Annotated in this window: 22 protein-coding genes and 2 pseudogenes; all 24 read right to left on the bottom strand. The window is 43.6% G+C overall.

What is annotated here, in order from left to right; translation table 11 throughout:
• Positions 1-132: 132 nt before the first annotated feature.
• On the bottom strand, positions 133-471 hold the full coding sequence (locus J2Z66_RS20555; protein WP_209973827.1) for a hypothetical protein: 339 nt from the start codon (positions 469-471) through the stop codon (positions 133-135).
• On the bottom strand, positions 464-862 hold the full coding sequence (gene fliS, locus J2Z66_RS20550; protein WP_209973825.1) for a flagellar export chaperone FliS: 399 nt from the start codon (positions 860-862) through the stop codon (positions 464-466). Before fliS ends, J2Z66_RS20555 begins: the two co-directional genes overlap by 8 nt.
• A 24-nt stretch (positions 863-886) precedes the next feature.
• On the bottom strand, positions 887-2,806 hold the full coding sequence (fliD, locus tag J2Z66_RS20545; protein ID WP_209973824.1) for a flagellar filament capping protein FliD: 1,920 nt from the start codon (positions 2,804-2,806) through the stop codon (positions 887-889).
• A 21-nt stretch (positions 2,807-2,827) separates the two neighbouring features.
• Positions 2,828-3,238 (bottom strand): flagellar protein FlaG, encoded by a 411-nt coding sequence (locus tag J2Z66_RS20540; protein WP_209973822.1) that lies wholly within the window; start codon positions 3,236-3,238, stop codon positions 2,828-2,830.
• Between the two features lie 93 nt (positions 3,239-3,331).
• Complete coding sequence (gene fliB / locus J2Z66_RS20535) at positions 3,332-4,576, bottom strand: flagellin lysine-N-methylase (RefSeq protein ID WP_209973820.1); 1,245 nt, start codon at positions 4,574-4,576, stop codon at positions 3,332-3,334.
• A 168-nt stretch (positions 4,577-4,744) separates the two neighbouring features.
• Positions 4,745-4,942: a YjfB family protein gene (locus tag J2Z66_RS20530; RefSeq protein ID WP_209973818.1), complete on the bottom strand. Its 198-nt coding sequence runs from the start codon at positions 4,940-4,942 to the stop codon at positions 4,745-4,747.
• Positions 4,943-4,972: 30 nt separating this feature from the next.
• Complete coding sequence (locus J2Z66_RS20525) at positions 4,973-5,341, bottom strand: DUF8042 domain-containing protein (RefSeq protein ID WP_209973816.1); 369 nt, start codon at positions 5,339-5,341, stop codon at positions 4,973-4,975.
• 78 nt (positions 5,342-5,419) lie between these two features.
• A pseudogene (locus J2Z66_RS44120) lies at positions 5,420-5,695 on the bottom strand (flagellin); the annotation flags it as partial.
• Between the two features lie 2,480 nt (positions 5,696-8,175).
• Positions 8,176-8,590, bottom strand: a pseudogene (locus J2Z66_RS44115) (flagellin N-terminal helical domain-containing protein); the annotation flags it as partial.
• Between the two features lie 211 nt (positions 8,591-8,801).
• Positions 8,802-9,032, bottom strand: coding sequence for a carbon storage regulator CsrA (csrA, locus tag J2Z66_RS20510; RefSeq protein WP_209973815.1), 231 nt, complete (start codon positions 9,030-9,032; stop codon positions 8,802-8,804).
• Between the two features lie 3 nt (positions 9,033-9,035).
• Complete coding sequence (gene fliW, locus J2Z66_RS20505) at positions 9,036-9,500, bottom strand: flagellar assembly protein FliW (RefSeq protein WP_209973813.1); 465 nt, start codon at positions 9,498-9,500, stop codon at positions 9,036-9,038.
• 85 nt (positions 9,501-9,585) lie between these two features.
• Positions 9,586-10,152: a DUF6470 family protein gene (locus J2Z66_RS20500; RefSeq protein ID WP_209973811.1), complete on the bottom strand. Its 567-nt coding sequence runs from the start codon at positions 10,150-10,152 to the stop codon at positions 9,586-9,588.
• Between the two features lie 36 nt (positions 10,153-10,188).
• Positions 10,189-11,178 (bottom strand): flagellar hook-associated protein FlgL, encoded by a 990-nt coding sequence (gene flgL, locus J2Z66_RS20495; RefSeq protein ID WP_209973808.1) that lies wholly within the window; start codon positions 11,176-11,178, stop codon positions 10,189-10,191.
• A 30-nt stretch (positions 11,179-11,208) separates the two neighbouring features.
• Positions 11,209-12,879, bottom strand: a complete 1,671-nt coding sequence (gene flgK / locus J2Z66_RS20490; RefSeq protein ID WP_209973806.1) for a flagellar hook-associated protein FlgK — start codon at positions 12,877-12,879, stop codon at positions 11,209-11,211.
• Positions 12,880-12,885: 6 nt separating this feature from the next.
• Positions 12,886-13,386 carry a flagellar protein FlgN gene (locus tag J2Z66_RS20485; RefSeq protein WP_209973805.1) on the bottom strand — a complete coding sequence of 167 codons (501 nt, stop codon included), beginning with the start codon at positions 13,384-13,386 and terminating at the stop codon, positions 12,886-12,888.
• A gap of 44 nt (positions 13,387-13,430) precedes the next feature.
• Positions 13,431-13,703, bottom strand: coding sequence for a flagellar biosynthesis anti-sigma factor FlgM (flgM, locus tag J2Z66_RS20480; protein WP_209973803.1), 273 nt, complete (start codon positions 13,701-13,703; stop codon positions 13,431-13,433).
• 98 nt (positions 13,704-13,801) lie between these two features.
• A complete protein-coding gene (locus J2Z66_RS20475) occupies positions 13,802-14,218 on the bottom strand; it encodes a TIGR03826 family flagellar region protein (RefSeq protein WP_209973934.1) in 417 nt (138 codons plus the stop codon).
• A gap of 199 nt (positions 14,219-14,417) precedes the next feature.
• Positions 14,418-15,254: a ComFC family protein gene (locus J2Z66_RS20470; protein ID WP_209973801.1), complete on the bottom strand. Its 837-nt coding sequence runs from the start codon at positions 15,252-15,254 to the stop codon at positions 14,418-14,420.
• Entirely contained in the window at positions 15,251-17,317 is a 2,067-nt protein-coding gene (locus J2Z66_RS20465) for a DEAD/DEAH box helicase (protein WP_245375696.1), read from the bottom strand. The genes J2Z66_RS20470 and J2Z66_RS20465 overlap by 4 nt, the downstream gene beginning before the upstream one ends.
• 36 nt (positions 17,318-17,353) lie before the next feature.
• Entirely contained in the window at positions 17,354-17,752 is a 399-nt protein-coding gene (locus J2Z66_RS20460; RefSeq protein WP_209973799.1) for a hypothetical protein, read from the bottom strand.
• Between the two features lie 52 nt (positions 17,753-17,804).
• Positions 17,805-18,530, bottom strand: coding sequence for a response regulator (locus J2Z66_RS20455; RefSeq protein WP_209973797.1), 726 nt, complete (start codon positions 18,528-18,530; stop codon positions 17,805-17,807).
• A gap of 1 nt (position 18,531) precedes the next feature.
• Positions 18,532-19,695, bottom strand: coding sequence for a sensor histidine kinase (locus tag J2Z66_RS20450; RefSeq protein ID WP_209973795.1), 1,164 nt, complete (start codon positions 19,693-19,695; stop codon positions 18,532-18,534).
• Positions 19,696-19,755: 60 nt separating this feature from the next.
• A complete protein-coding gene (locus J2Z66_RS20445) occupies positions 19,756-22,380 on the bottom strand; it encodes a phosphodiester glycosidase family protein (RefSeq protein ID WP_209973794.1) in 2,625 nt (874 codons plus the stop codon).
• Positions 22,381-22,615: 235 nt separating this feature from the next.
• Positions 22,616-23,821 carry a methionine adenosyltransferase gene (gene metK / locus J2Z66_RS20440; RefSeq protein ID WP_209973791.1) on the bottom strand — a complete coding sequence of 402 codons (1,206 nt, stop codon included), beginning with the start codon at positions 23,819-23,821 and terminating at the stop codon, positions 22,616-22,618.
• Positions 23,822-24,072: the final 251 nt, after the last annotated feature.

Here is a 24,072-nt window from a genome sequence, read left to right as displayed (position 1 = left end):
GTTATTCACAAGATTTCTCTAATAAAAATGTGGAAAACATCCGGGTAAAAAAATAAAAAGGACCACACCTTCATGTACATTTCTAATGTACCAAGTGGGATCCTGAGTATAGCTATCGCTTTGCAAATAAGTCTAGTTTCTTTGATCGTAAAATAAACTTTCGGTATTGTCCGCAGAATCGTAGCCAGACTTTTGTTTGCGGGTTGTTTGAAGCTTGATAAGCTCGCTGCTGGCCTGCAGCTTGAGATGATTCATGCGGTCCTGGATAAGTGAGTCATAGGCCAGCACGCTCTCTATAGAAGCCTTGTAGAGCTTCATATCCGCTTCTCCAGATACATCCATCTCAATTAGTGTAGAGATCAGTGCGCCACGCTTATCCAGAAACTCTTCCAGCTCCTCATACGTAATGACCGGCATGCGGCCAATTACGTCTTGGGTAAGAGACATCAGTTCGTTTAAAGTTTTATCCATACTGCTTGGATCCTACTTTAGTCGCTCCGCTCAGCTTGGCTGCTTGAATCCAGGTTTCTTTCAAATCGATTAAGTAGCTTAGCACCTCTTCAACAGGGGCAGTCGCTTTCTTAACATTCGCTTCAATCAGCTTCGTAAGAAAGTAATCATAAAGCCGAAGCAAATCCTCGGATAAAGGAACGCTGCGATCCATCGTTATAATAAACTCTTTAACAATATCCTGTGTTTTGGACAAGTAATAGTGAGATTTATCAAACTCATTGTTTTTAATCGACTCAATAGCCTGCTTGCAAAATCGAATAGCGCCATCGTAAGTCATAATAAGCAATTGCGCAGGGGTTGCGGTCTGGATCGATGCTTCTAGATATTTGTTAGGCTGTGTCGGTAACATGAGGATCCTCCCAATAGTCGCTAATTATTTACTTCCTGTCAGCTGCTGTATAAGTGAAGAAGATTGATCTTGCATTCTCTGAATGGCAGCTTCCATGGCGCCGAATTGCTTATAGTATCGATCTTCGATCAGTAAGAGCTTTTTGTTGAAATCATATATCTTCTTGTCCAACGTACCTTCGTCTTTGGAGAGCAAACTATCATCGGCCAAAGTGTTTGAGGCCCCTGCTTTAGTTAATATATCTGAAAAAACCTTACTCGCTCCATTGAACAAACGCCTCGCGACACCATCGCCACGCTCCGAAGAGGCATCCCCTCCATCTGCCGTAAAGAGCCTTCTAACTTGATCAGATTTATTCGAAAGCGCGTCCCGAAGCTTCGCCTCGTCGATATAAAGCTTCCCATTCTCCAGATAATTAGCCGAAGTCTTAATGCCAATATCAGACAAAATACTGATCTCCCCGCTCGGAATACCATTAACAGGACTGGATATGGCAAGCCGCATGGAATTTAAAGCAGAGCTAAGAATCGAATCATTCCGCAGAATACCCGATCTTGCCTTCTCTTCCCAGCGTTTAATTTCATCTTCCTTCATATTCGTACGCTGCTCGTCAGTAAGTGGCAGGTAAGACCTGTCTCTCTTCTCTTGCATTTTCTTATTAAGAGAATCAATCACATCATTGTACTTATCTACAAAGGTTTTGATTGAATTATACACCGAATCGACATCTTGAGCGACCGACACATTTACTTCTTCCGTGTCTACCTTTTTGGCTGTGAATTGCAAGCCACTTATGGAAAACGTATTTGAGGCATAAAAACCCGTAACACCATTGAATTCAACTTCCGCATCTTTCCCCACACTGCTCATTTGTGTATAGGCAAAATCACCAGAGGTTACCGGTGCTTCTAGTCCAAGCGATTTCAACACATCACTATCATCATCTGTCTCATCAGTAAATTTCAATTCATTGGATCTATTAGGGTTAAAGATCACAAGCTTGCCAGACTCATTTAAATAAGCAGATACCCCCTTCTTGCCAAGGTCCGAGCTGTTAATTTTATCAATTAATTCGCCTATTGAAGTACTTTTGGTAATCGTGAAGCTTGCACTGTCTGAAGCTCCCATACTGATTTTAAAGACTTGCTCTGCCTTAAGATCAGGAGCTATTTTCTTAACTTCCAGTGGAACTGGAGGTGCGTCATCAGCATCTTTGTCAGTCTTTTCGGCCACAAAGGCCACTGTACCCGTTACTGTGTTTGCGAATGTTGTCGGCGTCGTAACGCCTGCAGGTGGCATTTTGAATATATCCGTCAGTAAATCCTCATTGGCTGACTGCAGCTTAATGTTGGATGTTTTCTCAGCGCCGGTAGAGGTTGCAACAAAAAACAGTCGGTCTAAACCGCCATCGTAGCTTATCTTCACACCAGTATTGTTGGATTCCGAATTGATATTGTTCACTACATTAGCAAGTGTGTCTGTAGGCTTAATGATTATAGTAGCTGTGCCCTTGGCACCGCCTACGGTAAGCGTAGTATTGGAAGCAAAACTAGGATCCAATTCCGACATCTTCTTAGAAAGGTCCCCCCCTACGGTGCCGGTCACGTTAGCGCTGGATGTAAGCTTTGCCGCTTCTGCCAGAGCATTCACTTTAATCTTGTAAATCCCCTCTGTTGCATTAGCGGTTCCCGTTACGGAAAGAATGGCTTCATTAGAGGATGCGGCCTTTTTGTTAAGAAATGGGGTTTGCAATCTCATATCGGATGCGGAATTACGGAAATCAACTATCTTGGCATTAATCGAACGGTAGTCATCACGCTGCCAACTTATAACCTGCTTCTTTTGCATTAATTGATCAACTGGAAGTCGCCGGGCCTTCATCAACTGACTGACCATTGAATCTATGTCTAATCCGGAAACTCCTGTATTAATTCTTGTTACCATAGTAAATCTCCTCCTAAACCTTTAACCCTTTTTATCTACCAAGATGCCGGCCATCTCCCAGAGCTTGGCAACAAAATCCAGTGTTTTTTCCGGGGGAATCTCCCTAATAACATCACCTGTTTCCTTGTCTCTTACCTTGACCATAATTTCCTTGGTCTTGTTATGAACAGAGAATTCCAAGGAGGTTGTAGCACCCTGAACAGCCTTAAGGGCATGATCTATTGCTTTGATGAGCTGCCCCTCGCTAATTGTAACATTTTCCCCGCGCAGCTCTGCTTGCTTGAGAGCCTTCACTGTCTTGATTGATAATGGGATACTGCTAGTTTCAGTGCCTGCTGTTGATTCGCCGCTGGAAGGCTGCACTCTGGATATGCTCTCCAAAGGCTGGATTCCAGCCGACGGAATACCTCCAAATGATACATTGGAACTCATTCTTCTTACCTCCTTCACCGATGTTGTCTATATACCATGTTATCGGAAGAAAAAGAGGAAATAATAATAGAAATAAAAAATAATTGTAGAAGATTAATTTTTTATGAGGATGGACATATAGGCCATGGAAGTATATCCATTATTTTTGAGCAAATCGTATACTTTCCTAAGAAAAAGCGGGCTGTGTTCAATTGATTTGGCGAAGGATTGAATAAGTTTGAGCACAAGCTCTATACAAAATGCATCTTTATGAAATCCTGACATCCCAATAAGATGAAGCTTAATAAGAGCATAATGAATAACCATAATAATGTAATCATCGACTACGCTCGGATGTCCACCAAATGGAAACATATTCTTGAATACATAGTTAACCAAATAGTTTTCCATAATATATTCATGCTGATCCATGAGAGGTTTGAAATAAAGATCATGAGCGTATTTATATCGCTCTGCAATTTCTTCTACGGGGGTATTTTCAGTATAGCTGATGCCATGCAAGGTTTCCGTGAAGCATTCGATATATCTGCTGTTATTCACACCCAAGACATACCGCTCATCCGAGATCCCCTTCATGATTTCCATTTGGATAGCATAGAGTACAGGAATGCTGTTTAGCCCTGCTTTCATGCTCCCATCTTCTAGTAAACGAGTGTACTCTGCAATTAAGAGCGGGATTTCATCGACTCTTTTGGCTTCTACATATTCCTGTACCTTGTTGAAGAGCATTCCCAGAATAACCAGTCTATCTGCTAGCTTATAGCTGCGATTTTGCAAAATTTGAATCGATATAATCCGAAGCTCCCAGAAATGCTTTTGCGCCTTATCAGGTGCAGACTCCGTGCGTTCGTCCAACCGCCTCGTGAAACGAAACCGCACATCTGCACTTTCCTCAATTTCATCAAATTCCATACCATCAGGATTCAGCAGCGCCAACCGGGCAATTTCCGGACATGATACAGATGCCGAGCGCTCCATCACTCCATTTGTTTGGTTAGTTACTCTTGGATACGTAGCGCATGTGTCAGAGAGCAACTCCTCCCCTAATTGAACCTGAATTTTGCATAAGCCGGTTTCGTTAAGCAGCGGACATTTAGCATCTTCGTTCAGCTTGATTTTGGCGTAATTCGCATCAGTGGGATTAGTCCGATTTCTAGTTACTTTCTTGTCCAGTAACGGCTTCAAAACAGAATCCCTGACCTTGTTATATTTCCTATAGGTGGATTGATCAATGGAAACAGCCCAACCTGCACAGCAGGTATCCTCACAAGCAGATCCTATACATGCAAATTGCTGCATATAATGGGGAACTAATAGTTGTCTCTTCTTATCGCTCATGGTTATTCTCCTCATATCGTAGCGTATAGGCAGCCTTATATCATTTTATCGGAAAAAAACCGGAAGATTTGAATAGCTTTCTTGCTTTAAAGAATGAAGCAAAAAAGCCTACCCCTTAAAAAGGAATAAGCTTGCTGTAAATTAATAAAATAGTAATGATATTTCGGCTTATGCCTTTATATCAATAGACCCTCCCAAGTGAGGCTGAACCGACCGAGCCATACCGCTATCGGAGCTTGGAAGTAATTGTGCAATTCCACTGCTGATTTCTTGGGTATTCCCAAGAGCCATCTTTAGAACGGACAAGCTTACGCTTTCCTGAAGTTTGGCCTGATTCAAACTCATGGCTAATAGCGCAATATCCATTAAAACAACTCCTTATTCTAAACCTTTGCCTTACACCAGAATATATGGTCTCAATGTGCGATTAAGCTCCTGTTTCCATGATTCATAGGCGGGATCTATCATTGATTGTACCACTTGCAAGACCCTCTCAAGAGCCTCTTGCTCGTATGCAAGTGCAAGGGAAGAAAAGCCTATACGCAGTGTATCTCCCAACTCTTCGAGACGATTACTAGGAAGCTTATCGACAAAGGACTGCAAATTCGTATCAATAGAAGCCGACGCTTGCAGAATATCATTGAACATGTTAAGCGTGTTCAGATAGTCTCCTTGACTGCTTTGATAACGGATATAATCAATGCCCTCACCAATGGTATCGGACAGATCCAAGGTAGCTTCCACAACTGCTCTATACTTCTCCACAACATCCGCTCCTCAGCTCACATAATGAAGAAAAGAGAGACCTTAGACAAGCTAAGGTCTCTCTTCGCTTTAAACAAATTAACGAAGCAATTGAAGAACACCTTGAGTAGATTGGTTCGCTTGAGCAAGCATAGCTTGAGCAGCTTGAGCCAAGATATTGTTCTTAGTGTTTTCCATGATTTCTTTAGCCATATCCACATCGCGGATACGGGATTCAGCAGCAGTCAAGTTCTCGGAAGAAGTACCCAAGTTGTTGATCGTGTGCTCCAAACGGTTTTGGTAAGCACCAAGCTGCGAACGTTGTCCGGAAACAACTTCAATAGCGTCGTTGATTACGCTGATTGCCGCGGATGCTTTCTCACTTGTAGACACATCAAGAGCAAACTCAGTAAGGTTCTTCGTGGAGCCATCTCCAACGTTAGCTACTGCTACGAAAGAAGCTACAATACCATTCTTAGCTTGAACATTGCTCACAGAGCCGTCTCCACTAATGTTAAGCGCGTTAGCACGCATATCTCCAACTTCGATTGTCATGCTTTGACCACTGTTCGCACCCACTTGGAAGGTTGCAGTGAAGTCGCCTTTAGGTGAAGTTTTCGCTTGAACTTGCGGGCCTGTAGCAGATCCATTAGTTTGAACCAAGTTCATATCTCCGTCTTCATTAATGGAAGCTGTGTATTTGCCTTTAAGCTCAGTGTTTTTGTTGATTGCATCAACCAGAGCTTTGTTTTGCTCAAGAACTGTGGAAGCTTCTTTAATTACAGTACCATTGGCATAGCCAACGTTAGCTTCTTTGTTGGAAATTTTGATTTCCACGCCATCAATGACGAATGAACCACCATCATTGTTTAAAGGTGCTGAGGAGATCGAGAATTCTCCAAGAGTTCCAGTTGCTTTCGTATCTAGATCAGTTGCTTTCAGATCCTTACCGGAAGAAGCTTTTTCAACCAGTTGGATTTTGTTAGTTGTGCCGCTAACGATAGAAGCTTCATATCCACTAAGCTTGGAATTCAAGCTGATGGCATCTAGCAAACTAGTTGTTTGCTCATTAAGAGTTCCTGTTCCAAGCCCATTCGCATTGATACTGAATTGACCTTTCGTTGCATCTGCAAGACCACTAACAGCTGTAAAGACTTCACCCTTAATAAGGACTTGGTCACCTTCACCAAATGCTTTGGTAACGTCAAAGGTATACTTACCCTTAACATCCTCTACACCACCTGTGAATGTGCCTGTAGCTTTAGTAATGGAGTTGCCCAGTGTTTTGGTATCCCAATTTCCTTGAGCTTCAAAAGTAAATTTGTTGAGGTCTACAACTTTATGTTGTCCAGCTTCCCAGTATCCTCCAACCTCACCAGCGGTTACTAATGCTTTAAGAGCAGCTTGGATCTTAGCAGCTGTATTCTCGGATGCATTGTCGTTAGCCAAGTGGATCTTAATGTCACCATTACTAAATTCCACGCTCATGGTTGATGCTACTTGTGTATCCTTACCACCAGCGACCATTTGATCTGCATTGATATGAGCAGCTGTAGCAGATACACCAGTAGCATTGCCAAAATTCCCAGCACTCACTTGAGTCCAACCATTAAAATCAATACCATCTTTAACACCGATTGCTTTAACTTCAGCTAATATATTAGTACCAATATTTTGAGTAGCATCTGTTCCCAAAGAAATTGTCAATTTCCCATCCTTGTAAACCGCTGTAGGATCTGTACCAGTACCAGCTTCCATTACAACCCTTACTCCATTAGCCTTAGCGCCATCTGCCGCTGTTGTAGTGAATGTTAGAGTGTTTCCAGCAGTACTTTCTAGCTTGACTGTACCACCAGAAGCCGTAACATTAGTAGCTACATCAATTGAGACATTTCTAAGATTGTTACCATTACCGTTCTTGATAACTAGCTTATCATCGCTACCTGAACCGGCAACAGTTGTATTACTAAGAGCAACACCTGTAGCTTGACCCGCTTTTTCAGTAAAAGTAAGAGTGGCTAAAGTTCCTCCAGCATTATCAATTGTGAATCTAGCACTAATGTCTGCATCGGCTTGAATTGCTGCCAAAAGGCTGGTTGCTTGTGTAATTTCAGTACTAGCGCCAACAAGAGCTGATGTAGTAGCAAGTTGGAATTCACCTTTAGAAGGATCTGCAGTTCCAATTACTGCAGTAAATGTTTTACCAGCAATTTTCACTGTATCGCCAGCTTCTGTAAACTTTTTATCTAATTTCAGATCATAAACACCAGCTACTTCGTTTACACCGCCACCAATAGTAGCAACTGTGTTATTGAAAGCTGTGAGTGGAGAATCAGCACTTGCTGGTGGTTTAACTGTAATAGCTTCCCCCAAAGCAAAGCCTGCACCCGCATTACCATTAATTGAGAAGTCATCAATTGCACTTTTCAGTTGGTTATAGTAAGTAGCTCTGTCAGTTGCAAGTGAAGTCCCGGCAGCATCTTCACCAATCGTAAATGTATAGTTACCACTTCCATCAATAGTAAGACCTGATGTCTGGGCTGTACCAGTAGCACTTTGCTTAATAGTAATGGTTTTACCATTTAAACCAGTTCCAACAGCATCGGCCTCAAAAGTGATTCCGTTGGATACACCAACAGTTGCTTTGATACCTTTTACACTTGCAGTTGTCTCAGTCACATCTTCAAAAGCACCAGTAGCTTTGCTGGAAGACGCTTGAATTGTTGTTGTTGAAGTGCTTCCGACTACACTTCCATTAACTGTAGTCAGACCAGATAGCTCCCCTTGAAGAACACCAGCAACACCATCAGTAATAGTTTTAGAAGCAGAATCAGTCGCAGTAACAGTTCCTGTTTTACCTTTTAAAAGAGCTTGTGTATTGAACTCAGTTGTATTACCAATACGGTTGATCTCAGAAGTCAATTGGTTCATTTCCTTCTGGATTTCCGCACGGTCAACACCTACGTTTGTATCACTCGCGGATTGGTTAGCCAATTCGCGCATACGTTGCAGGATGGAGTGAGTTTCGTTCAATGCACCCTCAGTTGTTTGGATCATGGAGATACCATCTTGCGAGTTGCGAGTTGCTTGGTCGAGACCGCGGATTTGCGCTCTCATTTTCTCGGAGATTGCAAGACCTGCAGCGTCGTCCCCTGCGCGGTTGATGCGAAGACCCGAAGACAATTTCTCGATCGATTTGGCACCTTTTTCTGTGTTAGCTGTAAGCTGGCGGTACGTGTTCAACGCACCAATGTTGTGATTAATTCTCATAACTTTTCTTCCTCCTTGAAGGTTCTGGGTTCCACATCCATGTGGTTCGACTTCTTCGATAGGTCGTACGCCCTATCAAAAAGCTTCTATTCTATTTATCGTACAGATGATATAAAAATTGAAGAAGCAAAATAACGCGTTTTCCGGCATTTACCGACAAAAAGAGCCACCTACCGCCAGTAGATGACTCCATTTCTCTCGTTATCGTTAATTATCTCTTGTTTTTAAACAAAGCCTGCAGCTTCGTCGTATCCAGGGTATTCAAGGAGGCTTCTTCATTCGAGCTTTGAATCGTCAAATAAATTTCCTTCCGAAATATCTCCACTTCCTTGGGAGCTACGATGCCAACTCTAATGCTATCCCCGCCTACATCCAAGATGACTAATTCGATATCATCGCCTATCATAATAGACTCGCCCTTCTTACGCGACAGCACTAGCATCTGCTACACTTCCTTTAATTCGGACTGTTCTTCTTTACTGCTGGTTCCCGGCTGGATCGGATGCTTCGTTTTGTAAGAAGAATGATGCAGGATGACTTGCTTGCCCAGCTTTTCCTTCGTATTCACAATAATCGGTGCCAGTAAATTCAGGGCGAATTCCTGCGTATCCGGATGAATCGACACAATACTTCTGATCATAATTTCCTCGGGTTGTTGAATATTCACTTCCTGCTGTATCCCCTCGGGCAGATCGAACTGATAGTCTGGGAAGTATAAAAAAGGATCTGTTACCAAAAAGGCCAGATTGCCGTCCTCAGCGGATTGCATAAATGAAAAAGGAATCTCCGCATCCGGATGCAGCATAATAAATGAGTGCTTATCTTCAAATCCAGGGATACCCTGGGTGAACGTTAGTAGCTTTTCCGTCTCGATATCAATTTCACCGAAGCGCGACGTATGTAATTTCATTCATTACACTCCTATTCCTTCGAAGTAAGTCTTTTTTCAATGAAAAAAGCTATCCATCAATGCCAATAGCTCTATTATGGCATGATTATAGCTTTACATCAATTTGTGGAGGTATGAATTCGAGCGTGGCTCGCTGAGCCAAATAAATATCCAGTTTGCCTCTATTGTAGAAAATCTCCGGCTTGTGTAACTGCGGATCAAACTCCATTTGGCTCTTTTCGATATGAATTTGCGGTTTATTGGCTGTATATTGAAGGTCTACATTACTGATCGATGCTTCTGTCTCATAGGCCATTTTGAAATCCTTGAAAAAGCCTTCGACAGCCAAATCAGCAATCACGTTAGCCTTCGTATGAATCGCAGCCATTCTATTACCTTCTTCAATGGTCGTTCCTATAGACTGCAATCCAACTTGGTAGGCTTCGTTGTACACTCTCTTCATAAACTGTGTATGCGAGCCTATGGCCAGTGCATCCTTAGCCCTTGAAGAATCTATCGTAAGCTCTCCTTGAGGCTGCCGGATCTCAGACTTTCCTGGAGTTGATTTCATATGCATCTCAGGCTTCGGCTGTTTTATGTCAAAGGTTCCCAAATCAGCATCAATACCAATTCTGGCATACTGCTGACGAATTTGGAGTAAAGGAAAATCCACCTGAACTAACCACCTTTGCCGAGCTTAATCGATTCGTTATCTAAGGAAATCCACCAAGCTTGGTGAAATGATCTTCGTGCCAACAGATAGCGAAGCTTGATATACGCTCTCACTTGTTTTCATATTCGTAATAAGCGCAGGCATGTCGGCATCTTCTGTCTTGGATAGCAGCGACTGAACATTGAGATTGATATCCTGGAGCCGATCAGAAGCTAATTGAATCCTGTTAAGCTTTGCCCCGATATCAGCCCTCACACCAATGATCTTGTCCATCCGGCTATCCAATCTGGCCAGTGCATCAGACATACCCTTGTTATCGTTCTTGTGCAAAGTGTTCAAGATATCTTCCATTAATTTGTATAGGGAATCATCTATCGGTCCTGCTGGTAGTGGAGGATCTCCAGGAAGTGGAACAACAGGTGGCGTGTATACACCAAATATACTATTTCCCTGAACATTCATGGAGAGAGTGACACTTGTAGCAATCTCCAGTTTAATTTCTCCTTCATCGCAGGAATTAGATTTGGCGTTCACCACAAATAGAGAATCAGGGTCATTAGGATTGGGTTCAGTAATCCCTTCTTGATATGGAGCAAGATCTGTCTTCTGACCGTTGAACACATATTTCCCGTTAAATTGGGTATTACCGACTGTCACTAGCTGGTTGGTAAGCTGAAACAGTTCCTTCTTAACAGCATCCAGGGAAGTATCCGTATTCGTTCCATTAGACGCCAGTACCGACAGCTCACGTACACGGTGTAAGACTTCTGTCGTTTGGTTAAGCATTGTATCATTGAATTCCATCCAGGATATAGCTGCATTGACATTTTTCTGATATTGATCGTTAGAGCCCAAATCGGAACGATATCGGAGTGAGAATGTAATTCCGACCGGATCATCTGAAGGTTTGTTGATTCTCCTTGTTGTAGCCAACTGGTTCTGATATTCGTTCATGCGGTTCAGGTTGTTATTCAGGTTGCTTAAGAGCTGCGTGTTCATCATTCCCTGAGTAATTCTTCCCATCATAACTAGTGCCCTCCCTTAACTCAAGTCTTATTATCTGCCGACTATGCCCATGCTGTTAATGATTTTGTCCAGCATCTGATCGAAGGTTGTCATAGACCGGGCAGCCGCATTGTAGGCATGTTGGAACTTGATCATGTTAGACACTTCTTCATCCATTGAAACTCCGCTGACTGATTGCCTGCGGCCATCCACCTGATCTACTAATATTTTCTGATTCTGCGATTGACGATTGGCTTCCTGCGCTTGAAGCCCCAGTTGGCCCACTATCGCCTGATAATAATCATTAAACGTTCCGTTGGAAAGCAGCGGAATCCCGGTCGCCTCCGGATCAAAATTAATTCTTGTATTTTTCAGCCCTGCTGCCAATAAATTAATCGTGTTATTTCCTTTAACTACAATTTCGTTATTGTTGGCATCTCTATCAATGGTAATGACTCCATTAGTCTCCGTTGTAGCAACTCTCAATGAAGAAGTAATATTCATAGGTTTATTAACAATATCAATGTTAACCCTGATGTTGGCTGCGTTAAAGTTAGTTTGTTCCGGGTTCGAGCTGGTGAAGAAGGGGATCCCCGATTTAGCTGGACTTTCGAGTGTATATCCCAGTCCATGCAGCCCGTTGACGCCTTTTACCGTAATCTTTGTATCTGCTGTTAGAATACGTTGTGCGTCAGAAAGAACCTCCGTACCCGTATAGGTTGTATTTCCAATGATTGTCCCTGCAGGCAAGCTAGGTGGAAGTATAGAGCCTTTGGGGAGTGTTACCTCCACATTTCCTTGAACCATAGCATTGATCATCGAATCCAGTTGATATTGATAGGCTGCCAAATAAGTATCGCGTGACACAATCATCCCGTGTGTTTCGCCGCTAATCAGATCTCCTGATTCCATAGACTGCTCAAAGTTAATTTTGCTGCCTTCGACATCAGATGGATTAATTGTTTCAAAGGAGGTCTCTACATTGATACCATTCACCAATTGAAAGCTGCCCATGCGGATATTGTAGCCGGAAGCCGTCTCATCGACAGCAATATTAATAATCTTGGAAAGCCCGTCAACGAGTAAATCCCGCTTATCACGCAGATCGTTAGCATCATTGCCCAGACCCTCAACGCGGAAAATCTCATTGTTCAGCCTGGCTACTTGTTCCAAAATCGTATTGGCTTCCTGAGCCTTTACATCGAGATTATGCGTTAGACTGTTCTTCAGCTCATCCAGCTGCTTGGCTGTATGATTGAAGGAATCCGTCATAGCCAGCGCACTTTCCTTCAATGCCGCTCTTGCCGTTGCACTCTCGGGTTCATTGCTTAGAACCTGCCAAGCATTCCAAAAGCCTTCAATAACCTTGGCGTTACCACCATCAGATGGCTCATTGGTTATGGCTTCCAGCTTCTCAAGAGTTGCTTGACGCACAGTCCAGCTCCCAAGATCCTTATTTTCGTTATAAAATTGCTGATCCAGAAACGTATCGCGAATACGCCGAATGCTGTCGAATTCAACACCCATACCAATCTGCCCTGGTATTGTACTCCGCATTAAACCCACAGCCTCTAACGGATTGGAAGCCGTCAGATTTACGACTTGGCGGGAATACCCGGCTGTATTGGCATTAGCAATATTATGCGACGTAGTCTGAAGTGCTGTCTGTTGGGAAAATAATGCCCGTTTTGAAATTTCAATGCCGCTGAACGATGATCTCATCTGTGGTCACGCCCTTCTATCGAAATATCCTGTTTGATTGGACAATTGACCGGTATGCTTCGGATGATGATAGAAAGCGTCGTCGTCAGGTGAGCCTGCAAACAGATCTAAAGAATAATCAATGTAAAATAAAGACTGTTGAATGAGCTTTTCATTCAAATCGTTCAAGTCCCGAAGCTCTTCCAAGACGGTTAGTAAGCGCTGCTGGGCTTCCGATAGCATTTGCCGCTCTTCCAGCTTAAAAATAATGCGGATTAAGTCACTAATGGTTATCCGAGGATTCGGATTATAGCCCCGAGCGATTAAATAGCCGCCGATAACCTCGATTCTCTGCTGGTCTAGTACGGCAATGTGCTTGATTAGTTTGTTTTCCTTTTGAATGATAAGGTTCAATTGCTCCACCTTATTGTCCACAAGAACCTTCGTCTTTTCCTTCGCCAGTTCCAGCAGAGAACCATGTGCCTCTCTCAGCATTTCCATGGTTTGGATCAAGTCTTGCATAGACATCGATACTCACCTGATTTCTTTCTTGGATGGTATTCTTACATTAATTACTTAATAAAGGGAAACATCTTCTCAGCAATCTTCCTGGCATCTACATGATACGTTCCGGATGAAACTGACTCTCTAAGCTCTTCTAGGCGACGGATCTGCTCCTCAGAGCGGACGTTTCCTTGCGCACCCAAGAGCTCCTTGGCCTCAGGGGAGATTTCCACCTGGTCCTTCGGCTTGTTGATTTTCCCTGCAGCGTTCGTGTTTATGCTATCGTTCGCCTTCTTGTATGGATTCACTGATCCTATACGCTGGCTGTCATTGATCTTCATGGCTATCACCCCTGTCACGTTACAAACAAATGAAAAAACCGATAATCTTTACTACTATTATCGGCACCTTATATAAGAAACTTTATATCAATGTGAGGTTAATGTCTATCTTTTAGGCGATCCTGGATATTATAACTCGCTTGACCTTGCTTATTCGACATTTCTTGCCTGCGCACGTCATCCTCATTGCTGTTATTTACGTCCTTGATCAGCTTGCTCCGGCATGAATCGCAAATCGATTTATCGCGAATAGAAGCTCCGCAAACCTCGCAGGGGTAAGACATATTGGGGGCATGAACGATGGAAATTTTGCCTTCCCGAATAAATTTCGTGATTTGCCGCATTGTAACGTCAGTCGCTTCACTTAGCTCATTAATTGTAGCACCTTTGTTCTCTCTTAGATACTTGATGCATCTTTCATATTGTTGGTCAACTTCCTTGAGGCAATTTGGGCACACCTCATTAAATCCTTTGACAAAAATTCGACCGCAGCGCGGGCAATTGGCAACATTCATACTCATGCTAGAACCCTCCACTCTAATCTACCCTTGTAGTAGCCTGCTTCGATTACTTTTGAAAATCGCTTCGAATCTGCAATTCTTTCTTAATCGTAACCCCCGTGTCCGTGTTCTCAGAACTACATCATTAGGCGTATTATACCACGCACAATCGAATGGGAACAGGGGTCTAGACGAATAGTCTAGTTCCAGCGTCTCACCTTGCCCATGTTAAACCAACAATAGAACCTCCAAAACCTCCAGAGCCTGAAGAACCGCCAATCTCTCCAAACCCGCCAATTCCAATAACCCCATTGATCCTATCCTGCAAAACCTTAGCACACTGGTTCATTGTGCTTCCAGTTGTGTACACATCATCAGTCACATAAATATGCGCCGCGGCACAAGTCTTGAGAAGGTCCCCAGCCTGTAAAAGCCCCTCCTCGTCAATCTGAAAAACATGCTCCAAATCATCTAACCGCTCACTTCTTTTCTTAAAGCTCTGTTTATCCGTATGCTTCACTCTCCGCAACAGTGGGACAACCGGCAGCTTGACGCTGTTCCCCAGCACACGAGCCATCTGCTCGGCCTGATTAAAGCCTCTTTCCAACATTCTGCGTTCACTAACCGGGACATAGGTAATAATCCTTCCAACAGACCCCACAGGAGAATCATCCTCACCCGCTTGCTGTAAATCAAATGCCCGTTTCAGCATAGCTCCCATCAAAGCTCCCAGCCTCTCATCCCCCCTGTACTTGTATCTTGCCAACAGCTCTTTCATCGTGTCATCGTATTTCACCGAGCTGCGGCTTCTCGTAAAAAATGTATCCTTCCTCCTAAGACAATCCTGACAAGCTTCATACCTTCCGCAAATTGGACACAGAACCTCGGTGATCCAAGGGATCGTCTGATAGCAGGTGTTGCAAAGACCCAATTGCTTGCTGTCCAGGTCAGCTTGCTGTTTACACGAAAGACATTCCTTCCTGCTAACGCTTAAAAGCCTTCCAGCTGCCTGCAGCAGCTTCGTTGTCCATCCACTACTTTGTTTATTCAATCATTTCCCCCCTTGAAATAGCCTTGTTTACGCGCCAATCGGTTCATATTCTTAATTTGGCTAACCCCCTCCATTTGTGATTTAGTTCTTTCCTTTGCTGCAAAATAAACCTTACCTGCTGGGTCATCCTTACTTCTTCCCGCTCTCCCAGCCATCTGCACTAGCGCCGCCTCATCGAACAACAGAGAATCGCTATCGATTATAAAGACGTCCGACTTAGCAACCGTAACCCCACGCTCTAAAATGGTTGTCGTTACGAGCATCCGAATTTCTCTTTCTCTGAAACTTACGACTTTCTCGGCACGCAGCGGGTCCTGTGACGACGTCCCTTCGATGAGTCCCAGAAGGGGTTTTCCAGAGGTATCTTCTTTAGCAGACTTGCCATTCTGGCCGCCCTCCTGTTGCAAGCTATCTGCATCAATTGCAGAAGTAGCCTCGAAGTGCATCTCTTTTCTAAGCAGTTGCACCATAGGCTCCACAAGCTTGATGCTCGGCACAAAAACAAATATCTGCGCACCACGCGAAGCTGATGCCTGGAGTCTTAATTTAAGTACCGCGGGCAATTTACCCGACTGTACAATTTGTTTTAGTGAGGGTGTGGAAATAAGCTCTGGAACGGGCAGCGGATGACGGTGGAACCTGACTGGCACCTTTACATGAGGGAGCTTCCCACGCTTTGCAGCTCTCCTTAGATAGGCAGGTGGAGTAGCCGATAGCAGAATGTAATTTCCGTCAGGTTTACAAACCTTTTGCGCGGCGTATTCCAGCATGGGATTATTGTGATAGGGAAACGCATCAATCTCATCAATCACAACCAAATCGAAGCTCTCATGAAAACGCAGCAATTGGTGCGTCGTTGCAATCGTGATTTCTCCCTGTTCCCACCTCTGCTCGCTGCCTCCATATAACGTAACGACCTTATAGGCTTCAAAAGCCTTCATGAGGCGCGGCCTAAGCTCCAACACTACATCCCTTCTTGGCGTAGCAATAAGCACCTTTCTGCCCTTGGCAACCTCGTGAAGGATAAATGGAAATATCATTTCCGTCTTACCCGCACCTGTAACCGCCCAGATCAGGAATCTGCCTGGAGTTCTTTTCGCAGTCTGTCCAGTCCGTCCAGCCCCCCTAATCTGTTCATTCTGCAATGAACCGGTTCTTTCAATAAAGCGTAGTCCCTCCAATGATGCCGCTGATTGCGCTGCGCTCAGCCCCCATGGGGCTAAATCTGCTTGAAACTCTTCCAAGTTCGCATCTGTGACAGTCGCTTTTGTTCTTTCAATTCTTTCAATTCTTTCAATTCTTTCAATTCTTTCAATTCTTTCAATTCTTTCAGTCCATTCAGCCATTTCAATGCTTTCACCCCGCAAGGAGCCACCCTGCACCAGCAGAGAGCAAAACCTCGTCCTACCCATCGTTAAGCACTCTTCACAATAAGGACAATCACTGCCGCAGAATACACATGCCGACCAAAACATTTTCTCCTGGCCGCTGCCGCATCTTTTGCAGGTTAATACAGTACTCTTTTTCCAGAAGCTTGCTAGCTCTCTGCGTTCTTCAACCTTGATTCCGCAAGTGATGGACACATCTTTTTGCAAATGAGCCAGCTGAACATAGCTTGTCCATGGGAAACCCTCAGGCTTCAACCCCAAATGCTCGATGAGCAGACCGATTTCTTCGATAAGCAAGGCTCTGCCGCTAAGGGCTGATACCAGTTTGTTGTATATGGACTGCTCCAGGCGCACCTCAGGAAGTACTCTGGTTTTCCATAATTCATGGGATATTTGTTCCATCCGCAAATCCGTACAAAGCTGAGCATTCAGTTCGCATTGCGCTGCTATTTGTTTTATCTTTTGAAGTGAAGGGAGAGAACTTGAAGGGAGCTGTGAAGGAAGCTTCTCGTGGATTCGCTGGGCTTGTCCTAACGAAAGAGGAGGATCCAGCAAAAAAATGCCTGTATCCGTACCAAATCGACTGAACCAATACTGAATATCTGTATGAAAATCAATAGTGATGTGCCATTGCCATGCGGAGTTGACTTTTACTGCATATATTTTGGACTTCAATCCTTCACCTTGCTTTCTTGGAATTGTAAGCGTTTACTAGTAAAATAGGGGGATTTCTTGTATTTCCTTACGATTGCTCAAGTGTACCACAATTACAGCTTCATCTCCATGGGCTTCCAGGAAATCATCCAAGGATTTGTCAGGAAGACACCATTTGATATCCATACAATACGTATGGGATAACCGCTCAATGATCCTCATGGTCTCGTCAGTGGAGCCTTCATCCAAAATAGTAACTTGGAGCTCTCTCCCCCGAATACGTGAAAAAAAGAACATTGAGCGAATATACCATTCAATCTGTGATTGATTATTTCTTGTAATAAGCAGCACCTGCGCGGCGCTTCTTTGTTTATTGTTTTTAAAACCAAACCAAATGTGAAGCAAGGCAATGCTGATTCCGTAACAACCAAATATCCAAAGCAATCCAATCCACATCGCGGCTCCCTCCCTTTACCTCCATAGTATGCGGGGGGGAGAAACGAGGTTCCTACAAGGTTACCCAGCCATTCTTAATTGCGCTTATAACCGCCTGGGTGCGGTCGTCAACCTCCAGCTTTTGGAGAATGCTGCTGACGTGATTTTTCACTGTTTTTTCGCTTATGAACAGAACTTCTCCAATCAGCTTGTTGCTCTTTCCTTCCGCCATCAGACGAAGCACTTCAGCCTCTCTCTTGGTCAGTGGACTGTTATCTTTATGTACAAATCTCATATTAGCTTCCTTCGCTGTCTGCTCGGCTCCAACGACACCGACTTCATCCAGGTAGGTCATTCTTCTTAATTGATTGATCAGCTTGCCGGTCACCTTCGGATGGATATAGGCATGTCCCGCAACGACGGAACGTATAGCATTGATCAGCGACTCAGCCTCCATATCCTTAAGCAAATAACCGGAAGCCCCTTTGCGGAGCGTCTCAAACACATAGCTTTCATCATCGTGAATGGATAAAATAATAACCTTTACATCTGGAAAAATAAGCTTCAGCCGCTCTGTAGCTACGACTCCATTTTCCAGGGGCATATTGATATCCATTAATACAACATCAGGTGTATTCTGGTTGCACAGCTCGACGACTTGAATGCCGTCACCGCATTCCGCAATGACTTCCATATCTTCTTCCATGTTAATGATCCGTTTGACGCCTTCGCGAAACAGCTGGTGATCATCGGCAATAATAAGTCTTACATTTCGTTTAAGAGTCGCCGTATTGTCCATTCTATATCAGTTCCTCCTTATTTTCTGCATTGCCTATTGGGATCACCATAGTAAATTTGGCACCTGCATCCTTCTCGGATACGATAGTCATCTTGCCATCGAGCAGCTCCACTCGTTCCCGCATACCCAGCAAGCCGAAATTGTTGCCTTTCGTAATAATCTGCTCGGTCATTTCTACGTCAAAACCAATCCCATTATCGACAACATAAATTTTCACATGTTCTTTATCCAGTGTAAGCTCTAGTGACACGAAGGTCGCTTTAGCATGCTTTACCACATTGGAGAAAGCCTCCTGCACCAACCGAAAAATGGCGATCTCCAGTCCCGATGGAAACCGGCTCTCCCTGCCGACTAAAGTAAACTTTGTACGGATCTTGGTCTTCTCCTCGAAATCCTGAATATACTTGCGCAGCGTTGGAACTATACCCAGATCATCAAGAGCCATGGGACGGAGGTTGAAAATAATTTTACGAACCTCTTCAAGTCCGCCCCTGACCTGGCCTTTAAGATCTACTAGCTCCTCTCTGACAGCCGTATACTCTTGCTTAATCAGCATGCGCTCAGCGATCTCCGTGCGAAGCACCACATTAGCCATCGTCTGAGCCATGCCATCGTGAATTTCCCTGGAAATTCTCTTTCTTTCATCCTCTTGCGCCAATATAATTTTCAATCCAAGCAGCTGTCTATTTTTAGCCGATTCTAGAATTCGGGTGACTTGATTTAAATCGCCTGATAAATATTCAAGTACAACATTCATCTGGGAAACGATCGTTTCGGCTCTTTCAACTTGTTTATCGACATTTTTAATCCTTTTTTGAAGATCATCACGTCTGGCCTTCAAATGATTTTCTTTTTCTCTGGCTATCGTCAGCTTGAGCTGCAAATCAATAGCGGCCTCATAAGCAATCTTAATATCATTTTCCCGATACCGATTGAAGTCGCGGCTAACCTCTGTGAGGCGGATTCTTGAGCGCTTGTATTCCCTCTCCAGCTTATCCACTTGGTCAATGGTATTCCCGGTTTCCTCTTTGATATCCTCCAGCTCACGACTTAACACCTCACGCTCATGTCTGGCTGTTTCACTGATTTCAAAGATCTGGTACTTGCTGGTCTCCATAACGTTAATGGCATTTTTTATAACGCGATCCAAAGCATCCGCTTGCAAAATGGGCCCAAACTCCTTTGCGCTAACAATCAGTCTTTTTTTCTTATTCTATCACATAATTTATTCAAGTGTAATCACTTGCCCCACGGGCTCCCAGCCAACCTTCCAGCCTAATTTCTCTGAAATGATCCTCAGTGGTACCAGCGTCATGTCATTGGCGATCCTTGGTGCCACCTCGGCCGTCACGCGATCGCCGTTGACCACAATATCCGTCTTGCCAATCCACAGCTCGATCAGCTTGTCGCCGCGAAGAATGGTAACCTTCCGTTCTTTCTCATCCCACTTCACTGTGCCTCCAAGCGCTTCTGTTACGAAACGAATAGGAATCATCGTATTTCCGCTAGTAATGATAGGAGCTTGCTCCAAGGTTATGCTCTTGTTATTCAAGATACCTGTCTTCTTGTTGACCGTAAGCTTTACTTTGCTATATGGCAAGGAAGGAAGCTTGCCCTTATAAACAAAGGTTACATCATCGAAACGAACCTCACCCTTCAAAGCACGCTCATCCTGACCTTGCTCAGGACTTACAACATAAATTTTCTTAATGGTAATTGGGTACTTCATATTATAATCGGTCAGGTTAGCGGTAAGCTGCTGCCAGCCCTTCCAGTTTATATTTTGCGTCAAATCGACCATATGCGTCTTGCCCGCGGCGTCCGAAAATTCTGCGCGCAGCCAGTTCATACTCTCATCGCCTTGTACCTTCACCTTGATATATTGAGGCTCACCCGTAATTGGAGCACCGTATTTATCGTTAAAATCCGCATAGGCGGCTTTAGTTCCAGTGCCTAAGGTAAAGTCATAGGTAATTTTCAAGTTTTTATTACCTGTTGATGCGTCAGTATTTACAGCAGAGACTACTTCAGCGGGGTACTTGCTGGCTGTAGTTTTCACTCCAGTCGTATCCAGATCATACCACAGCTGCTCTTGTCCGATTGGCATCGTCAGGATCGTGCTGTACCCATCGTATCTGGCAATCAGTTGTGCACTTTGGCTTCCGGATAGATTCGTTACACGAAGCACTCCATCTTTGCCAATCTCACCGCCGATTCCTTGCAATTCCCACGAAATAAGCTGTGGAGGTACTTCCCTTGTAATACCACTTTTGGTCGTAACCATAATTGGCAGCTTATAGCTTTGACCTTCTGACAAGGAAATATCCCCGGCATTAATCTTCATAGCTGATATTTGATCCCGGCCGATCACATCAACATCAATAGTAGCTGATCCCTTTCCTGATTTTGCAGTCAGCTTAGTTTTGCCTGATTTAGTCGCCGTAAATGCATTGCCTTCAAAAGTACCTAAAGCTGCGGAGCTGCTCCAATTCATAACTATACCGTCGAATGAAGCTATTGGATTGTAGTATTCATCATAACCCTTCATTTGATAAGAGCTAGTTTCTCCAATAAACAGTTCATCTTGACCCTTTAAGGTCAATCCTTTTACTTCTCCCTGCGGTGCCAGCGTATAGACGCCTACTCCATTTGCTACTTTGCGTTGGTAATTATTTTCTACCTTATTAACCAGCTTGGAATCAAACTCTCCTAAAGGTCTGGCCACCATCTGAGTAGAACCGCCCCCGTCCAGCACCATCCCTCTCCAAACTCCTGCCTGCACCATAATCTGCTGCAGCTCCACCATGTTAACTCCCTTACTGCTGCCGCTGTTATCCACGGTGATTAAATAAGCCGTCTTTAAGTTTTTCGAATAGCCGATTGCCGTTCTCGAACGATACCGGTAACCATCGATTCCACCTATATCACGGGTAAAATAACTCATTGCTTTGCCTTCATCTACAAGCAGCGTGCTGCCGCCAATCATCATTTTAAAATTGTTCACATCATACTGCTTCCAAGCATCCTTAGCCTTCATCTCATAATTCGAGATAAGCGGATCTCCCTCTTTCAGATGCTGCACAACATAATCAGTTCCTTTTCCAGAAGCCCGCAGTATGTATCCATCCTCAGGGGCAACCATCGGAATCACGCCATTCACAGCGATTTTCGTAATGATTCCATTTTGAACCAATACTTCTGTCGGTTTGGTAGTTCCATCGTTAGAGCGATTGTTCTGAGTCCATGCACTAGTATACATATAAATAGCATCTTGATGGCTGAATACCTTATTGTCATCATAATAGTAGGTTGTATTAACTCCCTTCAGTGGGAATGAAGCTCCATCTGCCGCCTTTAAGGAACCGGTAAAAGTAAACTGATCCACTACCGGCACGTTATCCTTCGTAATTCCAAACGCATACATACCGCTCAGATTGGAAGTTGTCGATAGAATTTCGCCTTCCGTAATTTGAGGTCCTATTGGTACCCCTTCAGCTTGGGTATTATAGAAATCCCCGTTAATTCCAGCTACAGCGCCACTGTTCTTAGTCATTTCTAGAACCGTTGCTTTTTTCGTAAATTCACTCCCTGAGCCTGACATGGCATCCAGCTTTACATTCGGATTCGTCAAATCTACCTCTATGACACTCGCATTCGCCGTAACCGTCGTTTTGTTCCGGGTCGTGCTCCAAACATACTTTTTAACAAGCGCACCAGAAGTTATAATTTCCTCCGAACTGATCGTCAACTTTGAATCCGCCGCTAGACTAACACTAGGGGCAAAAGCAAAAACCTGTAGGGACAGAGCGCAAACAAGCGCACCTATTCCTAGTTTTTTGTGTAACCGCATGCTTTTTCTCCTCTCATTCTCCCATACTTCTTCTAACCTACTTAACTATAGACTACACTTCTATCGAAAAAGTTACGATATTCGTAGATTGTATTTTTCTGTATACTAAAAACTTCCAAAACTACTCCTTAAAAACAAAAAAACCACCCTATTTAAAGGGCAGTCTCTATTTGGTAAAAAATTTATATGATACTTAAAGTTATGGGTTTTCAAAAAACAACTTCTAAAACAAAAATCAATTCAAAGCATCAGCTTTCAAAAGCTCAGCCTTATCCGTACGCTCCCACGGCAAATCAACATCCGTACGACCAAAATGACCATAGGCAGCAGTTTGGCGATAAATAGGACGACGCAGATCAAGCGCCTTAATAATTCCAGCAGGACGAAGATCGAAATGCTTACGAATTAATTCAACCAGTTTATCTTCACTTATCGTACCTGTTTTAAAAGTATCCACACTGATCGATACCGGTCTGGCTACCCCAATGGCGTAAGCAAGTTGTACTTCACATTTTTCAGCTAGGCCTGCGGCCACAATATTTTTGGCTACATATCTGGCTGCATAAGCACCAGAACGGTCAACCTTTGTAGGATCCTTACCAGAGAATGCACCGCCGCCATGACGAGCATAACCACCGTAAGTATCAACGATAATTTTGCGTCCAGTTAAGCCCGCGTCTCCTTGAGGACCACCAATAACAAATCTTCCAGTAGGATTGATAAAATATTTCGTATCTGCATCCAGCAATTCTGCTGAAACAACGGGAGCAATAACATGTTCCTTAATATCACTTTGGATTTGCTCCAATGTAATATCTTCTCTATGCTGCGTAGAAACTACGATTGTATCTACACGAAGCGGCTTATCGCCGTCGTATTCTACAGTAACTTGTGTTTTACCATCTGGACGAAGATAATCCAAAGTACCGTTCTTACGAACTTCAGTCAAACGGTGAGCAAGCTTGTGAGCAATGGAAATCGGCAAAGGCATAAGTTCTGGTGTTTCATTTACAGCAAACCCAAACATAAGACCCTGGTCACCAGCACCAATAGCTTCAATTTCTTCATCCGACATTTGACCTTCTCTTGCTTCCAAAGCACGGTCTACTCCTTGTGCTATATCAGCAGACTGCTCATTTAAAGAAACAAGCACCGCAGAGGTTTGCGAGTCAAAACCAAATTTAGCCCGCGTGTAACCAATCTCCTTAATGGTATTTCTAGCTATGGCTTGAATGTCCACATACTCAGAAGAGGATGAGATTTCACCAATAACCAGAACAAGGCCAGTAGCAACAGCTACTTCACAAGCCACACGCGCATTAGGATCATTTTCTAAAAAAGCATCCAATACAGCATCTGAAATCTGATCACAAATTTTGTCCGGATGTCCCTCAGTAACGGATTCCGATGTAAACAAACGCCGACCGCGTTCAATCGTCATATCACTCGACCTCCAATAGAAGTTATTATAAAAGGATACACGGCTCAGATCATCATGCTCAAGACAATCATGTCTTCCTTAGAAATATCAGAGTAAAGTATTTAAATTAAATTACATACATTTTGATATTTCAAATTACCGCGAAAAACTAATATATATTTACAAAAAAAGGAACCCTTTCCGATTGGAAAAGGTTGTTTAGGTATACCTTCAATATGATATGTTACTTTATTTGTAACCTGCTGTCAAAT

The sequence above is a fragment of the Paenibacillus eucommiae genome (genome assembly GCF_017874215.1).
GTDB lineage: Bacteria > Bacillota > Bacilli > Paenibacillales > NBRC-103111 > Paenibacillus_AI > Paenibacillus_AI eucommiae.
The sequence above is the reverse complement of the archived record's forward strand: the minus strand, read 5'-3'. Positions and strand labels throughout refer to the sequence as shown.